We start from the raw sequence: 15,568 nt of genomic DNA on the forward strand, positions 1-15,568 counted from the left end.
CTTATGCAGAAGGGGAGGTGTTCGTTTCTTCTTTCAAGCCTTGGCGCACACGGTTGACCAGGGTGTAGGCCAGCAAGGCGGCGACCAGCCACATCACCGCTTCGACCCAACCGGCACCCAGCCAACCCAGCGCCACGCCGGTGGCCAGCACCCCGAGCACAAACGCCCGATCGCTCTTGCCCATCGGGCCGTCGTAGCGCCGGGAAGCCCCGACCATCGGCCCGAGCACGCCGGCGTATTCGCTGAACACCGCCAGCAGCGTCACCAGCAACACCGGCGCCAGACTGACCTCGGGGATCAGCGCAAACGGCAGGATCAGTGCGCTGTCGGCGATCACGTCGCACAGTTCATTGAGGTAGGCGCCGAGTCGCGACTGCTGGCCGAATTCCCGGGCGAGCATGCCGTCGATGGCATTGAGGGCCATGCGCAGGATCATCCACAGCGGGATCAGCGCAAACAGCCACACATGTTGTGCGAAGCCGGCAATCAGCAATCCCACCAGCAGGGAAACCACCCCGGCCAGCACGGTGATCTGGTTGGCGGTGGTGCCGTTGTCGTAGAGGCGCTGCACCAGCGGGCGCAGCAGGTTCTGAAAACGCGGTTTAAGCTGATAGATCGAAATCATGGGGAGTGACGCTTCCTTGTCCGTAAGCCCGCGAAAAACTCTGGGGAGTGTGCCGATTTATCACCGCTGAAACCAGTGATGGCTCGTGTTTCTGGGGCTTTCGTCACTATCTGTGTGAAACCAAACAAAAATTTCACGCTTCGGGTTATAGAGTAACTAATTGTTTCTGGGTGGGCGTTTGGGGATGCGAGTGGATCTAGACGCTGATGACGTGGCCATCGAAGGGCTGCCGCGTTTTCAGCAGGGGTTGTTTCATGCCCGCCGGTTAAGGCAGGCCGGCATTGGCCTGACGGTGCTGGCGGTCGGCGGCTGGATGCTGGCGCTGTTTGTGGCGCTGTTCGCCCCGCTGTCGATCTGGCCGGTGGTGCTGATCAACTGCGCCTCGGCGTTGCTGGTGCTGGTGGCTGGCTTGCAATCGGCGTGGTGGGTCGCGGATTGGCGGGCCATGGCGCTGGAGGAGCCGGCTGCACGGCTGATCGAACCGCCGCTGCCACAAGAAGAGCCTGGCTGGCTTAACCGGCAGTTCGGTCGCGTCGGTAGTGGCTTGCTGGTGCAGATAGGCGCGCCGGTGTTCTGGCTGTGCGGCTGGTCGTTGCTGGCATTCTTCAGCGTTCTGGAATTCTGGAGCCTGACCTTGCCCGCCGCGGCGCTGGGCCAGGCTGCCAGTGTGGGCGCCGCCATTGCCTTGGCACTGGCGTTCGGCTTGCTGGTGTTTGAACGGCGCATGGCCCAGGAAAGCACCGCCCAATGGCCGGAAGCGGTGCAACTGGCGCAACTGAGCCGGGTGGCGATTATCTGCCTGGTGATCAGTGCGATTTGTCTGCTGTTTGCCGGTGAAGAGTCCGTGTGGCCTCTGCGCCTGGCCGTGTTGATCGGCCTGTTGCCGGCCCTGGTGGCGCTGGAGTTTCTACTAAGAGGCCTGCTGTCGCTGTTCAGCCCGCGCCAGGAGCGGCTTGAGCCGCGCCTGATGGCGCAAAGTTTTATCGCCGGGATGCTGCGCTGGCCGCCGCAACCGTTGCTCGCCTTGCAGCACGAACTGCACAACCGTTTCGGCATCGACCTGCGGCAGATCTGGGCCTTCACCTACATGCGCCGGGCATTCCTGCCAGTGCTGGTGGTGGTGCTGGCCGTAGGCTGGTTGCTGACCGGCGTGCATGAAGTCGCCCTGCAAAGCCGTGGGATCTATGAACGCTTTGGCAAGCCGGTGGAGGTCTTCGGGCCTGGCCTGCATGCCGGTTTGCCGTGGCCGCTGGGTCGCGTACTGAACGTGGAAAACGGCGTGGTCCATGAGCTGGCCACCAGCGTTGGCGAAGCGGCAAACACCGACGTCGCTCCGGCCGAGGGCCCGGCGCCGCTGATCGCCAATCGCCTGTGGGACGCCAGCCATGTGAATGACAAATCCCAGGTGATCGCCAGCAGCAGCGGCGACAAGCAGAGCTTCCAGATCGTCAATATGGACGTGCGCTTTGTGTACCGCATCGGCTTGACCGACCAGGCCGCACTCGCCGCCACCTATAACAGCGCCGATGTGCCCACGCTGATCCGCAGCACCGCCAGCCGCATCCTCGTCCACGAGTTTGCCTCGCGAACCCTCGATGAATTGCTGGGTGAAGAACGCAACAGCCTCGCCGATGAAATTGGCAAGGCAGTGCAAGCGGACCTGAAGACACTCGACAGCGGTGTGGAAATTCTCGCCACCGTGGTGGAAGCCATTCACCCGCCCTCCGGTGCGGCGAATGCCTACCACGCGGTGCAAGCTGCGCAGATCGGCGCCCAGGCGCTGATTTCCCGGGAGCGCGGCGCTGCCAGTGAGCAGACCAACCAGGCGTTGCTGCAAGCCAGTACCGCCCGCGACCAGGCCCAGGCCACGGCCCATGAAGTCAGCGCCGGCGCCCAAGCGGCGGACCTGCGCTTCAGCGCCGAACAAAAGGCCTATCAACAAGCCGGCCAGGCGTTCGTGCTGGAGCAGTACCTGAGCCAACTGAGCCAGGGCCTGGCTCACGCCAAGTTACTCATTCTTGATCATCGCCTGGGCGCCAGTGGCGCACCGACCATCGATCTGCGTTCCTTTACCTTACCGGCCGACCCTGCGGTGCCGCGTAAAGCCGTTCAATAAGGAGTTCATCTGTTGAGCGCTCATTCTCACGATCACGCAGGCCATGGTCACCACCACGGCCACCATCATCACCATCATGGCGATGAACACGAAGCCGGCCCGTTCCCCTGGCGGCGTATGGGCTGGGCGGTATTGCTCGTGCTGTTCGCGGTCGCCGCGGCGAGCCTGGTGCAGGTGCGTTCCGGTGAAGCCACGGTGATTACCCGCTTCGGCAACCCGTCGCGGGTATTGCTGGAGCCGGGCCTGGGATGGCGCTGGCCGGCGCCGTTCGAGGCGGCGATTCCGGTGGACCTGCGCCTGCGCACCACCTCCAGCGGTTTGCAGGATGTGGGCACCCGCGATGGCCTGCGGATCATCGTGCAAGCCTACGTGGCCTGGCAGGTGCAGGGCGACCCCGACAATGTGCAGCGCTTTATGCGCGCGGTGCAGAACCAGCCGGATGAAGCGGCGCGGCAGATTCGCACCTTTGTCGGCTCGGCGCTGGAAACCACCGCCGCCAGTTTCGACCTGGCCAACCTGGTGAACACCGATGCCAGCCAGGTGCGCATTGCCGATTTTGAAGCGCAGTTGCGCCAGCAGATTGATCAACAATTGCTCACCACCTATGGCGTGCGTGTGGTGCAGGTGGGCGTTGAACGGCTGACCTTGCCGTCGGTGACCCTGGCCGCCACCGTCGACCGCATGCGCGCCGAGCGCGAGACCATCGCCACGGAACGAACCGCCGTGGGCAAGCGTGAAGCGGCGCAGATTCGTTCGGCCGCCGAGCGTGATGCGCGAATCGTCCAGGCCGACGCCACGGTGAAAGCCGCCGATATCGAAGCGCAATCCCGGGTGGAAGCGGCGCAGATTTATGGCCGTGCCTACGCCGGCAATCCGCAGTTGTACAACCTGCTGCGTTCCCTCGACACCCTTGGCACAGTGGTCACGCCGGGCACCAAGATCATCCTGCGCACCGACGCCGCGCCTTTCCGCGCGCTGGTGGATGGGCCGAAGGATGTCCAGCCATGAGTGAGCGGGAAAGCCTCGACAGCCCGTGGATCCAGGCTGGACGGCTGACGTTCCTGGCGCTGTATGCGGTGACGGTATTGGCCGCGCTGGCGTGGGCGTTTTCCAACGTGCGGCAGATCGACCCGCAGAACCGTGCCGTGGTGTTGCACTTCGGCGCGCTGGACCGGATCCAGAATGCCGGGCTGCTGCTGGCCTGGCCGCGTCCGTTTGAACAAGTGGTGCTGTTGCCCGCCGCAGACCGGGTGATCGAGCGCCGGGTGGAAAACCTGCTGCGTTCCGATGCGGCCACCCAAGCCGATCGCGTGGCCAGTTTTGCCACGCCGCTGAGCGATGCCCTGGCCGGCTCCGGCTACCTGCTGACCGGCGATGCCGGCGTGGTGCAACTGGATGTGCGGGTCTTCTACAAGGTCACCGAACCCTATGCGTTTGTGTTGCAGGGCGATCACGTGCTGCCGGCGCTGGATCGACTGGTCACTCGCAGCGCTGTGGTGCTGACTGCGGCGCGGGATCTGGACACGATTCTGGTGGCGCGCCCCGAGTTGATCGGCGCCGACAACCAGGCCGCCGAACGCCGCGAACGGCTGCGTGGCGACCTGGTGCGCGGCATCAATCAACGCCTGGCTGACCTGGCGTCCACCGGCCTTGGCCTGGGCATCGAAGTCACCCGGGTCGACGTGCAATCGAGCTTGCCGGGCCCGGCGGTCAATGCCTTCAACGCAGTGCTGACCGCCAGCCAGCAAGCCGACAAGGCGGTGGCCAATGCGCGCACCGACGCCGAAAAACTTACCCAGACCGCTAACCAGGACGCCGACCGCGCCGTGCAAGTGGCTCACGCCCAGGCCAGCGAACGGCTGTCCAACGCCCAGGCGCAAACCGCTACCGTCGCCAGCCTGGCCCAGGTCCAAGACCCCGGCCTGTTGCTGCGCCTGTACCGCGAACGCCTGCCGAAGATTCTCGGGCAGGCCGGCTCCGTGACCACGGTTGACCCTAAAGACGATTCCCGCCTGATCATTCAGGGAGCCGAACAATGACCGCCCACGCCGCCCCGATGCTCTCATCGGCCGAACAACGCAGCGCCGCCCGGCAACTGACCCTGGCGATGCTCGCCCTGGGCCTGCTCAGCCTGGGCCTGGTATGGCGCTGGCTGGCGCCGGACCAGACCGGCGTGAGCCAACTGCTGTTGGGCGTCGCCTCATTGCTGGTGGCCGTGCCCGTGATGCGCTCGGCCTGGTACAGCCTGCGGTATCCAAGTTTGCATGGCATCACCGACCAACTCATTGCGCTGGCGATGCTCGGCGCCTGGGCTACCGGTGACCTGCTGACCGCCGCGCTGCTGCCGATCATCATGATCTTCGGCCATGTGCTGGAAGAGCGCAGCGTCATCGGCTCCCAGGAAGCGATTCATGCCCTGGGCAAGCTGACCCGTAGCCACGCACGGTTGGTGCAGGCGGACGGGACGATCCTGGAAGTGGACAACGGCATCCTGAAGACCGGCGATATCGTCGAAGTGCGTGCCGGTGACCGCGTGCCCGCCGACGGCGTGGTGCTGTCGGGCCAGGCCAGCCTCGACACCGCGCCGATTACCGGTGAATCGGTGCCGCTGGAAGCGAGTGTCGGCGTGCAGGTGTTTGGTGGCGCGATCAACCTCGACGGTTTGCTGCGCCTGGAAGTGACCCGCACCGGCAATGAGTCGACGCTGGGCAAAGTCATCGCCCTGATGCAGAGCGCCGAACGTTCGAAGCCGCCGATCACCCGATTGCTGGAGCGCTACGCCGGCAGCTACATGGTGCTGGTGCTGTTGCTGGCGGCGGTCACCTGGTTTGTCACCAATGACGCCCAGGCGATGCTCGCGGTGCTGGTGGCGGCGTGCCCGTGTGCTTTGGTGTTGTCGGCGCCGGCCACGGCAATTGCGGGCATTGCGGTGGCGGCGCGTCACGGCATTCTGATTCGCAGCTCGGCGTTTCTCGAAGAGCTGGCGGACCTGACGTCCCTGGTGGTCGACAAGACCGGCACCCTGACGTTTGGCACCCTGCGTTTGCAGTCCATCGACACCCGCGAGCCGGATCGGCAAGCACTGCTCAATCTGGCGGCCAGCCTCGGCTCGGCCAGCAGCCACCCGGTCAGCCGGGCGTTGGCGGGGCTGGCGACTCAGGAACACATGCTGGTGTTGTCGGATATTCGCGAGCGGCAGGGCCTCGGTGTGGTCGCGCAGACCGGGCAGGGCGAAGCCGCCCTCGGCCGGCCGGAATTGTTTGAGCAACTGGGCATCACGACCACGGCGGTCCCCAATCACGACGGCCCGATTGCCGGGCTTGCGTTGAACGGGCAGTTCCTTGCCTGGCTGTTGCTGGCGGACAGCGTGAAACCTGAAGCGCGCCAGGCGATGAAAGAGCTGCGTGAATTGGGCCTGGGGCGCCAACTGCTGCTGACCGGCGACCGCCAGAGCGTGGCCGACAGCCTGGCGTTGGAAGTGGGCATCAGCGACGTCGAAGCCCAGGCGTTGCCGGAGGACAAACTCAATCGCGTGCTGGGGGAAATCGGCAGCGGTTTCCGGCCGATGGTGGTGGGCGACGGGATCAACGATTCCCTGGCGCTCAAGGCCGGCGTGGTCGGTGTGGCGATGGGCGCGGGCGGGGCGGATATCGCGCTGGCGTCGGCGGACGTGGTGCTGATCGGCAGCGACCTGCGGCGCCTGGGCACGTGCGTACGCTTGAGCCGCCAGTGCCGGCACACGTTGCAGGTCAACGTGATCATCGGTCTGGGCTGGACGCTGGCGATCGTGGTGTTCGCCGCATTTGGCTGGCTGGGCGCGGCGGGCGCGATGATTGCGGCGGTGCTGCACAACCTCAGTACGCTGCTGGTGCTGGGGAATGCGGGGCGCTTGTTGCGGTTCCAGGAGCCGTTATTGAAACTCGAGGAATAAATTTTTCAGTCGTGCTGTAACGCCATGGGGGTACCTCACTCTAGTGCTATGTCGAGACTGAACAATCCGTTCAGACCGGCTCCACTACCGATCATGAGGAATACACAATGAACATCAAATCCGCTGCTGCTGGTGCCGCCCTCGCTATCGCCGCTGCTGGCATGTTTGCCGGTGTTGCCACCCAGGTACAGGCAGCAGACGCCCAGGTCCATTGCTATGGCGTCAACGCCTGCAAAGGCCAGAACGACTGCAAAACCAAAGACCACGCCTGCAAAGGCATGGGTTCTTGCAAAGGCCAGGGCTTCCTGTCGATGAGCAAGGCGATGTGCGACCAGAAAGGCGGCAAAGTCGGCGAGTAACCGACAACCGAGTGCAACCGCAGCGGGCCCCCCGCCGCTGCGGACACTTTCCCCAGGAGTGTTTTTATGTCCGCTTCCCTTCCGAGTCTGGGTTACGGCCTGGGTTTACGCAGCGAGTACTACCAGCAGATCCTTGAACAATCGCCGGCCGTGGATTGGTTCGAAGTGATCTCCGAGAATTATCTGGTGCAGGGCGGCAAGGCCTTGTACTACCTGGATGCGATAGCCGAGCGTTATCCCCTGGTGATGCATGGCGTGTCCCTGTCTATCGGCGGGCCCCATGCCCTCGATACCGATTACCTGAAACAACTCAAGCAGCTCTCCGAGCGCATCCGGCCGGCGTGGATTTCCGATCACCTGTGCTGGAGCCGTGGCAACGCGCACCAGTTGCATGACTTGCTGCCGCTGCCCTACACCGAAGAAAGCCTGTACCACGTCGCCGCTCGCGTACGGCAGGTGCAGGATGTGTTGCAGCGCCCGTTCGTGCTGGAAAACGTCTCCAGCTACGTGCGCTCCAAGGCGGATGAGTTTACCGAGTGGGAATTTCTCAACGCCCTGAGCCACCTCACCGGCTGCCAGTTGCTGCTGGACGTGAATAACGTCTACGTCAGCTCGCGCAATCACGGGTTCGACGCCTGGGAATTTATCCGCAACCTGCCGCCCGAAAGCATCCGCCAACTGCACCTGGCCGGGCATATGGATTACGGCGACTACGTGATCGACACCCATGACCATCCGGTATGCGATCCGGTGTGGGCGCTGTACCAGCGGACCCTGGAGCACCTCGGGCCAGTCTCGACCTTGCTCGAACGCGATGACCATTTCCCGCCTTTCCAGGAGCTGCTCGACGAGTTGAACAAGGCCCGCGAACTGGGCGCGAGCGCGCTGGACAGGAGAGCGTTATGCGCCTGATCGATTGGCAATTGGCCTTTGAGCGGCATTTGCTGGCCGAGTCTTCCACTGCCAGCAACAGCTTCAGCGCCACCTTGATGGGCGGTCCGACCCTGGATGTCGAGACGGGCCTGGCGATTTACCACAACGCCTATCACGCCCGATTGCAGGAGGTGCTGCGCGATGACTTCAGCGCCGTCTGGTATTGGCTGGGGGACGAGGAGTTTGCAGCGTTGGGTTCGGCCTATATCTGCCGTTATCCCTCGGCCCATTACAGCCTGCGCTGGTTTGGCGAGCGGTTCCCCGGGTTTATCGTTGAGCATTATGGCGAGCAAGGTTTGGCGCCTGCCGAGCTGGCGCGGCTCGAATGGGCATTCACCCTGGCCTTTGATGCACCGCAGGGCGAGCCGTTGACCCTGCAAGACATGGCAACGCTGCCGCCCGAAGACTGGCCAGGGCTGCAGGTGCAGTTGGTGCCCTCGGTGCAGCAGGTGCTGTGTGATTTCAACAGCCTGGGCATCTGGCGTGCGAGCAAGGGCGAATGGGACTTTCCCGGCAGCGAGGCCCTGCCATTGGCGCAGGTGTGTCTGGTATGGCGCCATCAGAATGTCTGCCAATACCGCAGCCTGGAACCGGCGCAAGCCAGCGCGCTGACAGGCATGGTCGCCAACGGTTGGAGTTTTTCCGAACTGTGTGCCGAGTTGGCAGTCACTTACCAGGAGGGCGCGCCATTGCAAGCGGTTACCTGGCTGAAACAGTGGGTCCAGGAGGGTTTGCTCCAGCGGCGGGCACCATAGAAAAGCGCTATTGTTTCGATAGCCTGCTAATTTTTCCGTGGATGGTCTACCCTCATTTCAGACGTCTGAAACAAGGGGGGACTACTCATGCTCGCGCAACTTCCACCGGCCTTACAGAATCTCAAGCTACCGCTGCGTCTTCGACTCTGGGACGGCCATGAATTCAACCTGGGCCCGGATCCCAGCGTCACCATTGTGGTCAAGGACCCCATGATGGTTTCCAAGCTCAGCCATCCGACGCTCGACTCACTGGGCGAAGCTTTCGTCGAGGGCAAACTGGAGCTGGAAGGCTCCATTTCCGAAGTGATCAGGGTCGTTGACGAGTTGAGTCATGCCCTGGTTGATGACGACGAGGGGAGTCGTCCGGTGCGCTCGATCCACGACAAGGCCACCGACGCAGCGGCTATTTCCTACCATTACGACCTGTCCAACGAGTTCTACCAGCTGTGGCTGGACCGCGACATGGCCTATTCCTGCGGGTATTTCGAAACCGGCAGCGAATCCCTTGATCAAGCCCAACAAGACAAATTCCGCCACCTGTGCCGCAAATTGCGGCTGCAGCCGGGGGAGTATTTGCTCGACGTGGGCTGCGGTTGGGGTGGGCTGGCGCGGTATGCCGCGCGGGAATTCGGGGTCAAGGTGTTCGGTATCACCCTGAGCAAGGAACAGCTGGCGCTGGCCCAGGAGCGGGTGAAGGCCGAAGGCCTGGAAGACCAGGTAGAGCTGACGCTGCTCGACTACCGCGACTTGCCTCAGGATGGCCGGTTCGACAAGGTGGTGAGCGTGGGGATGTTTGAACACGTTGGCCACGCCAACCTGGCGGAGTATTGCAAGATTCTCTACGGCGCGGTGCGTGAGGGCGGCCTGGTGATGAACCACGGGATTACCGCCAAGCACATTGATGGCCGGCCCGTGGGCCGTGGCGCCGGGGATTTTATCGAGCGTTATGTGTTCCCCAACGGCGAGTTGCCGCATCTGTCGATGATGACCGCCGAGATCAGCGACGTGGGCCTGGAAGTCGTCGACGTCGAAAGCCTGCGCCTGCATTACGCGCGCACGCTGGATCACTGGAGCGAGCGCCTCGAAGACAACCTGGAAGCGGCAGGCAAGATGGTGCCGGAACAAGCCTTGCGCATTTGGCGCCTGTACCTGGCCGGCTGTGCGTATGCGTTTGCCCGGTGCTGGATCAACCTGCATCAGATTCTGGCGGTGAAACCCCATGCCGATGGTAGCCATGAGCTGCCGTGGACGCGGGATGACCTGTACCAGTAAGCAATGGTACCGGTGATCTAAAAGGTGGGAGCGGGCTTGCTCGCGAAGGCGTTGGATCAGAAACACATTCAGTGACTGACACTCCGCTTTCGCGAGCAAGCCCGCTCCCACATTGGGTTCGGTGCAAGCCTTACAAAATTGGAGAAATCAGCCGCGCGATCCGCATGCCCAATTGTTGCAGGCGGTGGGTCTGGCGGTTTTCTTCCTGGCTGATTTCATGGGCCAGGGCGAAGTCTTCCAGCAGCATGTGCTCCACCTGGCTGGCGAAAGTGTCATCTACCGTCAGCAACATCACTTCGAAATTCAGCCGGAACGAGCGGTTATCCAGGTTCGCACTGCCGATGGCGCTGATTTCACGGTCGACCAACACCACTTTCTGATGCAGGAACCCTGGCGTATAGCGGAATACCCGCACCCCGGCGCGCACGGCTTCGATCGCATACAGGCTGGAAGCGGCGTAGACGATGCGGTGATCCGGCCGTGACGGCAGCAGCAGACGCACGTCGACACCGCGCAATACCGCCAACCTCAAAGCCGCAAATACCGCCTCATCGGGAATGAAATACGGGCTGGTGATCCACACCCGTTCGGTGGCCGCATGAATGGCCTCGACGAAAAACAGCGAGCAGGTTTCATAGGGATCCGCCGGGCCGCTGGCCAGTAATTGGCAGAGCACGCCGTCGTCCGGGTAGGTATCCGGCAGCAGCAGCGGCGGCAGCTCACGCGCGGCCCAGAACCAGTCTTCGGCAAAGGATTCCTGCAAGCACGCCACCACCGGGCCGCTGACTTGCACATGGGTGTCACGCCATGGCGCCAGCGGCGGTTTCTTGCCCAGGTACTCATCGCCGACGTTATGCCCACCGACGAACCCGGTAATGCCATCCACCACCACGATCTTGCGGTGGTTGCGGAAGTTGACCTGGAAGCGGTTGAGCCAGCCGCTGCGCGTGGCGAAGGCCTTGACCTGCACCCCGGCGTCTCGCAGCGACTGCACATAACGATGGGGCAGGGCATGGCTGCCGATACGGTCGTACAGCACGAAAATGGCTACGCCTTCGGCGGCTTTTTCCTTGAGCAAGGTGTGCAGTTGGCGGCCAAGTTCGTCGTCATGAATGATGAAGAACTGGAACAGCACAGCGGTCTTTGCCGAGCGAATCGCCTCGAAAATCGCGCTGAACGTAGCCTCGCCATTGATCAGCAAGCGCACCTGATTATTCGCCAGGCACGGCATGCGCCCCAGCTTGGGCATGGCCCGCAGCGAAGCGTAGGCCTGGGAGTTGCGCGCGGCCAATGCCTCTTCAACCCATGGGCGCCAGTTCAGCTCGGTGATCGCCTTGTGCATTTCCTGGTTGGCCTGGCGCCGCGCCTGAATGTAGGCGTCGAAGGTGCTCCGGCCAAAGATCAGGTAGGGAATCAGCGTCAGGTAGGGGATGAACATCAGCGACAATGCCCAGGCAATCGAGCCTTGGGCGGTCCTGACGGTCAGCACCGCATGGATGGCGGCGAGGGTGCCCAGAAAATGCAGGGTGGCAATGAAATAGGCGAGCAGGTGCGGGCCAAAGAAATCCATGGACAACGGTACTCCTGACGAACAAGTGCCTAACAGACCATGTTCGGCCACGAATGTCGCTATTTTATTTGCTGTGCAACACTGGCGCTTTTGCGGCGTCTAACGCCGACAATTGCCCAGGAGTTACCCGATGAATGCTCGTCTGCTTGGTTTGGCCATGGTTGTTGGTTTGACGCTGCCTGTGGCGGCGCAAGCGCAGATGTTGGCGCCGGGCTTGTGGGAGTTGACCACCAGCAACATGAAGGTCGATAACCAGGACCTGCCGGACTTGTCGCTGATCCTCGGTCAGCTCAAGCAACAGATGACCCCGGAACAACGCGCGATGCTTGAGAAGCAAGGCATCACCATGGCCGGCAAAGGCGTGCAGGTGTGCCTGACTCCGGCCCAGGTGGCGTCCGATTCCATCCCGCTGACCGATCCGCAATCGGGCTGCAAGCAGGAAGTGACGGACAAGACCGGCAACCAATGGAAATTCCGTTTCAGTTGCCCGAAAGCCCAGGGCACTGGCGTGGCGACGTTCCAGAGCCAGCAGGAATTCACCACTACGGTTAACGGTACCTTCAACGCCACCGGCGTACAGCAGAAGGGCAGCCTGGACACCCACGCGCAGTGGTTGGGCAGCAACTGCGGCACGGTCAAACCCCGCGCCTAACCTAAGACATACCCCGATCAAAATGTGGGAGCGGGCTTGCTCGCGAATGCGGTGAATCAGTCACAGGTGTATTGGCTGACCCACCGCATTCGCGAGCAAGCCCGCTCCCACATTTGATTGGATTGCCAGGTACAGAGTCTCTTCAGCGCTGAAAATGCAGCGGCAGCCCCTGGCAACTGTCGTGCACGCGCCCGTCGTGCCAGGCCAGGTGGCCGGACACAAGCGTGGTGCTGACGCTGTGCCGGAAGCTGCGCCCGGCAAACGGCGTCCAGCCGCAGCGGGCCAGGAGCGGCTGGCTGCTGACGGGCTTGCCGTGAGGCTCGGGTTGGATCAGCACCAGGTCGGCCCAATAGCCTTCGCGCAGGTAGCCACGGTCGGGGATCGCAAACAGGTCCGCGACCCGATGGCTGGTTTTCGCCACCAGCGTGGTCAGCGGCAGCAGGCCGTCGGCGACCAACTCCAGCAGCGCCGGCAGGGCGTGTTGCACCAGCGGCAAGCCTGACGGCGCTTCGCGATAGGGCAGCTGTTTTTGCGCCCAGGTGTGCGGCGCATGGTCACTGCCAATTACATCCAGACGATCACTCAACAATGCCAGGCGCAAGGCGTTGCGGTCGGCACGTGTTTTGATCGCCGGGTTGCATTTGATCTGGTGGCCGAGGCGGGCGTAGTCGCGGTCATCGAATAAGAGGTGATGCAGGCAGACCTCCGCCGTGATGCGTTTTTGCGCCAGGGGTTTGTCTTCGAACAGCACCAACTCTCGGGCGCTGGTGATGTGCAACACATGCAGGCGCGTGCCGTGCCGCTTGGCCAGTTCCACCGCCAGGGACGAGGAGCGATAGCAGGCCTCGGCATCGCGGATCAGCGGGTGTGCTACGGCAGGAATGTGCTCACCGAAACGCTCGCGCATCCTTTGCTCGCGGGCCAGGATGCTGGGGGTGTGCTCGCAGTGGGCCAGGAGAATGGTCGGCACCTCGGCGAACAGACGCTCGAGGATCTTCGGATCATCCACCAGCATATTGCCGGTAGACGCACCCATGAACACTTTGACCCCGGCAACTTCCCGCGGGTCCAGCGCGGCGACGGTGTCGAGGTTGTCGTTGCTCACTCCGAAGTGAAAGCCATAGTTGGCCACCGAATGCAGCGCCGCGCGGCGCTTCTTGTCGGCCAGGGCATCCAGGTTCAGGGTCGCCGGGTTGGTGTTGGGCATGTCCATGAAACTGGTGATGCCACCCGCCACCGCCGCGCGGGACTCGCTGTAGAAGCTGCCTTTGTCCGGCGCGCCGGGCTCTCGGAAGTGCACCTGGTCGTCGATCATTCCCGGTAGCAGCCACTGGCCTTGGGCGTCGATTTCCACGGTGGCGTTGGCGTTGTCGATGCTGCCGGCGATCTTCTCGATACGGCCATTGGCGACCAGCAGGTCAGCCTCGAATTCCTCGCCTTCGTTCACCAGGCGGGCGTTGCGGATCAGCAGGCGGCTCATGGTCAGAACTCGTTTTGCAGGGCTTTGTAACCCAGTACCAGGTCGACGTTGGTGCGTGCCACGTCTTCGGAAAACTCCGAAGCGCTGACACTCACCGGCGGGAACTGGGACAGGTCGGTGTTGGGGCCGATGCGGGTGGTGGAGGGCACGTAGAACGCGTCGGGCAAATCGCGGCCGTCGACTACAGAGTTGTGCCGCACCACGCAGCCATCGCCGACGACGCAATTGAACAGCACGCTGTTGAAGCCGATGAACACCCGGTCACCAACGGTGCAGGGCCCGTGGACGATGGAGCGGTGGGCGATGGAGGTGAACTCGCCGATGGTTACGGCGGCGCCGGATTTGGAGTGGATCACCACGCCGTCCTGGATATTCGAATTGGCCCCAATGGTGATCGGGTCCATGTCACCGTTGGCGTCGACTTCGTCGGCGCGGATCACCGCGTAAGGGCCGACAAATACGTTTTCGCCGATGACCACCTTGCCGCAGATGATTGCAGTTTTGTCGACGTAGGCCGATTCGGCAATCACGGGCAGATCGCCGGAAGGGTTCTTGCGGATCATGGGTCAGGTTCCTTGAGAGGCGCGGTGATGATGTTGACGTGATGGCCGTCGATGGCGTTGTAGAAACAGGTGGGCCGGCCGGTGTGGCAGGCCGGGCCTTGCTGGTCGACGATCAGCAATACCGCGTCGCCGTCGCAATCCAGGCGGGCCTCCACCAGCAGTTGCCAGTGGCCGGAGGTTTCGCCCTTGCGCCACAGTTGCTGGCGCGAGCGGGACCAGTAGCAGACGTGCCCGGTGGCCAGGGTTTCGTCGAGGGCCTGGCGGTTCATCCAGGCCAGCATCAACACTTCGCCGCTGCCGTGTTGCTGGGCGATGGCGGCGATCAGTCCATCGCTGTTCCACGGCAGGGCGTCGAGCACGCTATCGAGTGGAAAGCGGCTGCCGATGGCAGCCTCCTCCAGGTCAAGCATGCTCAGGCTCATGGCTTGCTCAGGGCCGCGCACAGGGTGTTGAGGTTGTATTCGAACAGGCCGGTAAAGGTGCTGGCCGGACCTTCTGCAGCCAGGGCGTCCGAGTACAGCGTGCCGCCGATCTGCGCGCCGCTCTCATCAGCGATCTGCTGGAGCAGACGCGAGTCCTTGATGTTTTCCATGAACACGGCCTTGACCTTGTCCTTGCGGATCTGGGTGATCAGCGTGGCGACTTCGGCGGCCGACGGTTCACGTTCGGTGGACAGGCCTTGAGGCGACAGGAACTCGATACCGTAGGCCTGGCCCAGGTAGCCGAAGGCGTCATGAGAGGTGACGATGCGACGGTTACCCGGTGGCAGCGCGCCAAACTTGGCCTTGGCTTCAGCCAGCAGGCGGTAGATTTCTTTCAGGTACACCTGGCTGTTGTGCTCGTAGTCGGCCTTGTTGGCCGGGTCGGCAGCGATCAGCGCCTTGGTGATGTTGTTCACGTAGATAACGGTGTTGGCCAGGTTGTGCCAGGCGTGCGGGTCGGGGATGGTTTCGCCGTCCTCTTCCATGGTGTGGGAGAGCACGCCTTTACTCGCAGTGACCACAGTGGCCTTGGTCTCGGTGCTGGTGATCAGGCGATCCAGCCACGGCTCGAAGCCCAGGCCGTTCTTGATGATCACCTTGGCCTTGAGCAGGGCCTTGGCATCGTCCGGTGTTGGTTCGTAGGTGTGGGCGTCGGCGTCGGGGCCGACCATGTTGCTGATCTGGATATGATCGCCACCGACCTGGTGGGTCATGTCGTCAAGAATACTGAAGCTGGTAACCACCTGAAGCTTGTCGGCAGCCTGGGCCGTCGCGAACGACAGCGGCAGCAACACACTGAACAGCACGAGTAGAGCGCGCATCGGGAAACA

15 protein-coding genes are annotated in these 15,568 nt (G+C 62.9%); 9 read left to right on the forward strand and 6 right to left on the reverse strand.

All coding sequences use genetic code 11. The features are described 5' to 3' along the window. Window position 1: 1 nt before the first annotated feature. Complete coding sequence (locus HX817_RS20450; protein WP_003213515.1) at window positions 2–625, reverse strand: CDP-alcohol phosphatidyltransferase family protein; 624 nt, start codon at window positions 623–625, stop codon at window positions 2–4. A 184-nt stretch (window positions 626–809) separates the two neighbouring features. Between HX817_RS20450 and hflK (HX817_RS20455) the strand changes: the two genes are divergently transcribed. From hflK (HX817_RS20455) to cfaB, 8 genes are all read left to right on the forward strand, one after another. After that, window positions 810–2,741, forward strand: a complete 1,932-nt coding sequence (hflK, locus tag HX817_RS20455) for a protease modulator HflK (protein WP_177040982.1) — start codon at window positions 810–812, stop codon at window positions 2,739–2,741. A 9-nt stretch (window positions 2,742–2,750) separates the two neighbouring features. Continuing rightward, window positions 2,751–3,749: a protease modulator HflC gene (gene hflC, locus HX817_RS20460; protein WP_161635746.1), complete on the forward strand. Its 999-nt coding sequence runs from the start codon at window positions 2,751–2,753 to the stop codon at window positions 3,747–3,749. Further along, window positions 3,746–4,780, forward strand: a complete 1,035-nt coding sequence (gene hflK / locus HX817_RS20465) for a protease modulator HflK (RefSeq protein WP_003213508.1) — start codon at window positions 3,746–3,748, stop codon at window positions 4,778–4,780. Before hflC ends, hflK (HX817_RS20465) begins: the two co-directional genes overlap by 4 nt. Next, the gene (locus HX817_RS20470) at window positions 4,777–6,672 is read left to right on the forward strand and encodes a cation-translocating P-type ATPase (protein WP_102370196.1); all 1,896 of its coding nucleotides are present in this window, start codon (window positions 4,777–4,779) and stop codon (window positions 6,670–6,672) included. Before hflK (HX817_RS20465) ends, HX817_RS20470 begins: the two co-directional genes overlap by 4 nt. Window positions 6,673–6,779: 107 nt before the next feature. After that, the gene (locus HX817_RS20475; protein ID WP_003213503.1) at window positions 6,780–7,031 is read left to right on the forward strand and encodes a hypothetical protein; all 252 of its coding nucleotides are present in this window, start codon (window positions 6,780–6,782) and stop codon (window positions 7,029–7,031) included. Window positions 7,032–7,097: 66 nt separating this feature from the next. Beyond that, a complete protein-coding gene (locus HX817_RS20480) occupies window positions 7,098–7,943 on the forward strand; it encodes a DUF692 domain-containing protein (protein WP_087694584.1) in 846 nt (281 codons plus the stop codon). Next, window positions 7,934–8,719: a DNA-binding domain-containing protein gene (locus tag HX817_RS20485; RefSeq protein WP_177040984.1), complete on the forward strand. Its 786-nt coding sequence runs from the start codon at window positions 7,934–7,936 to the stop codon at window positions 8,717–8,719. The genes HX817_RS20480 and HX817_RS20485 overlap by 10 nt, the downstream gene beginning before the upstream one ends. A gap of 87 nt (window positions 8,720–8,806) precedes the next feature. Continuing rightward, window positions 8,807–9,991, forward strand: a complete 1,185-nt coding sequence (gene cfaB / locus HX817_RS20490; RefSeq protein ID WP_177040986.1) for a C17 cyclopropane fatty acid synthase CfaB — start codon at window positions 8,807–8,809, stop codon at window positions 9,989–9,991. Window positions 9,992–10,121: 130 nt separating this feature from the next. On the opposite strand, the gene cls is transcribed toward cfaB, so the two are convergent. Then, the gene (gene cls / locus HX817_RS20495; RefSeq protein WP_134327562.1) at window positions 10,122–11,561 is read right to left on the reverse strand and encodes a cardiolipin synthase; all 1,440 of its coding nucleotides are present in this window, start codon (window positions 11,559–11,561) and stop codon (window positions 10,122–10,124) included. Between the two features lie 130 nt (window positions 11,562–11,691). Between cls and HX817_RS20500 the strand changes: the two genes are divergently transcribed. Continuing rightward, complete coding sequence (locus tag HX817_RS20500; protein ID WP_003213494.1) at window positions 11,692–12,213, forward strand: DUF3617 domain-containing protein; 522 nt, start codon at window positions 11,692–11,694, stop codon at window positions 12,211–12,213. A gap of 142 nt (window positions 12,214–12,355) precedes the next feature. Here the strand turns inward: HX817_RS20500 and HX817_RS20505 are convergent, their stop codons facing one another. From HX817_RS20505 to HX817_RS20520, 4 genes are read right to left on the reverse strand one after another with little or no spacing between them, the layout of a single operon-like run. Beyond that, entirely contained in the window at window positions 12,356–13,693 is a 1,338-nt protein-coding gene (locus HX817_RS20505) for a dihydroorotase (protein ID WP_177040987.1), read from the reverse strand. A 2-nt stretch (window positions 13,694–13,695) separates the two neighbouring features. Continuing rightward, complete coding sequence (locus HX817_RS20510; RefSeq protein WP_003213490.1) at window positions 13,696–14,256, reverse strand: DapH/DapD/GlmU-related protein; 561 nt, start codon at window positions 14,254–14,256, stop codon at window positions 13,696–13,698. After that, window positions 14,253–14,678, reverse strand: coding sequence for a phosphoribosyl-AMP cyclohydrolase (hisI, locus tag HX817_RS20515; RefSeq protein ID WP_008439510.1), 426 nt, complete (start codon window positions 14,676–14,678; stop codon window positions 14,253–14,255). Before hisI ends, HX817_RS20510 begins: the two co-directional genes overlap by 4 nt. Further along, window positions 14,675–15,559, reverse strand: a complete 885-nt coding sequence (locus tag HX817_RS20520; protein WP_102604031.1) for a metal ABC transporter substrate-binding protein — start codon at window positions 15,557–15,559, stop codon at window positions 14,675–14,677. The genes hisI and HX817_RS20520 overlap by 4 nt, the downstream gene beginning before the upstream one ends. Window positions 15,560–15,568: the final 9 nt, after the last annotated feature.

The sequence above is a fragment of the Pseudomonas sp. C6002 genome, assembly GCF_013385805.1.
Classification (GTDB): Bacteria; Pseudomonadota; Gammaproteobacteria; order Pseudomonadales; family Pseudomonadaceae; genus Aquipseudomonas.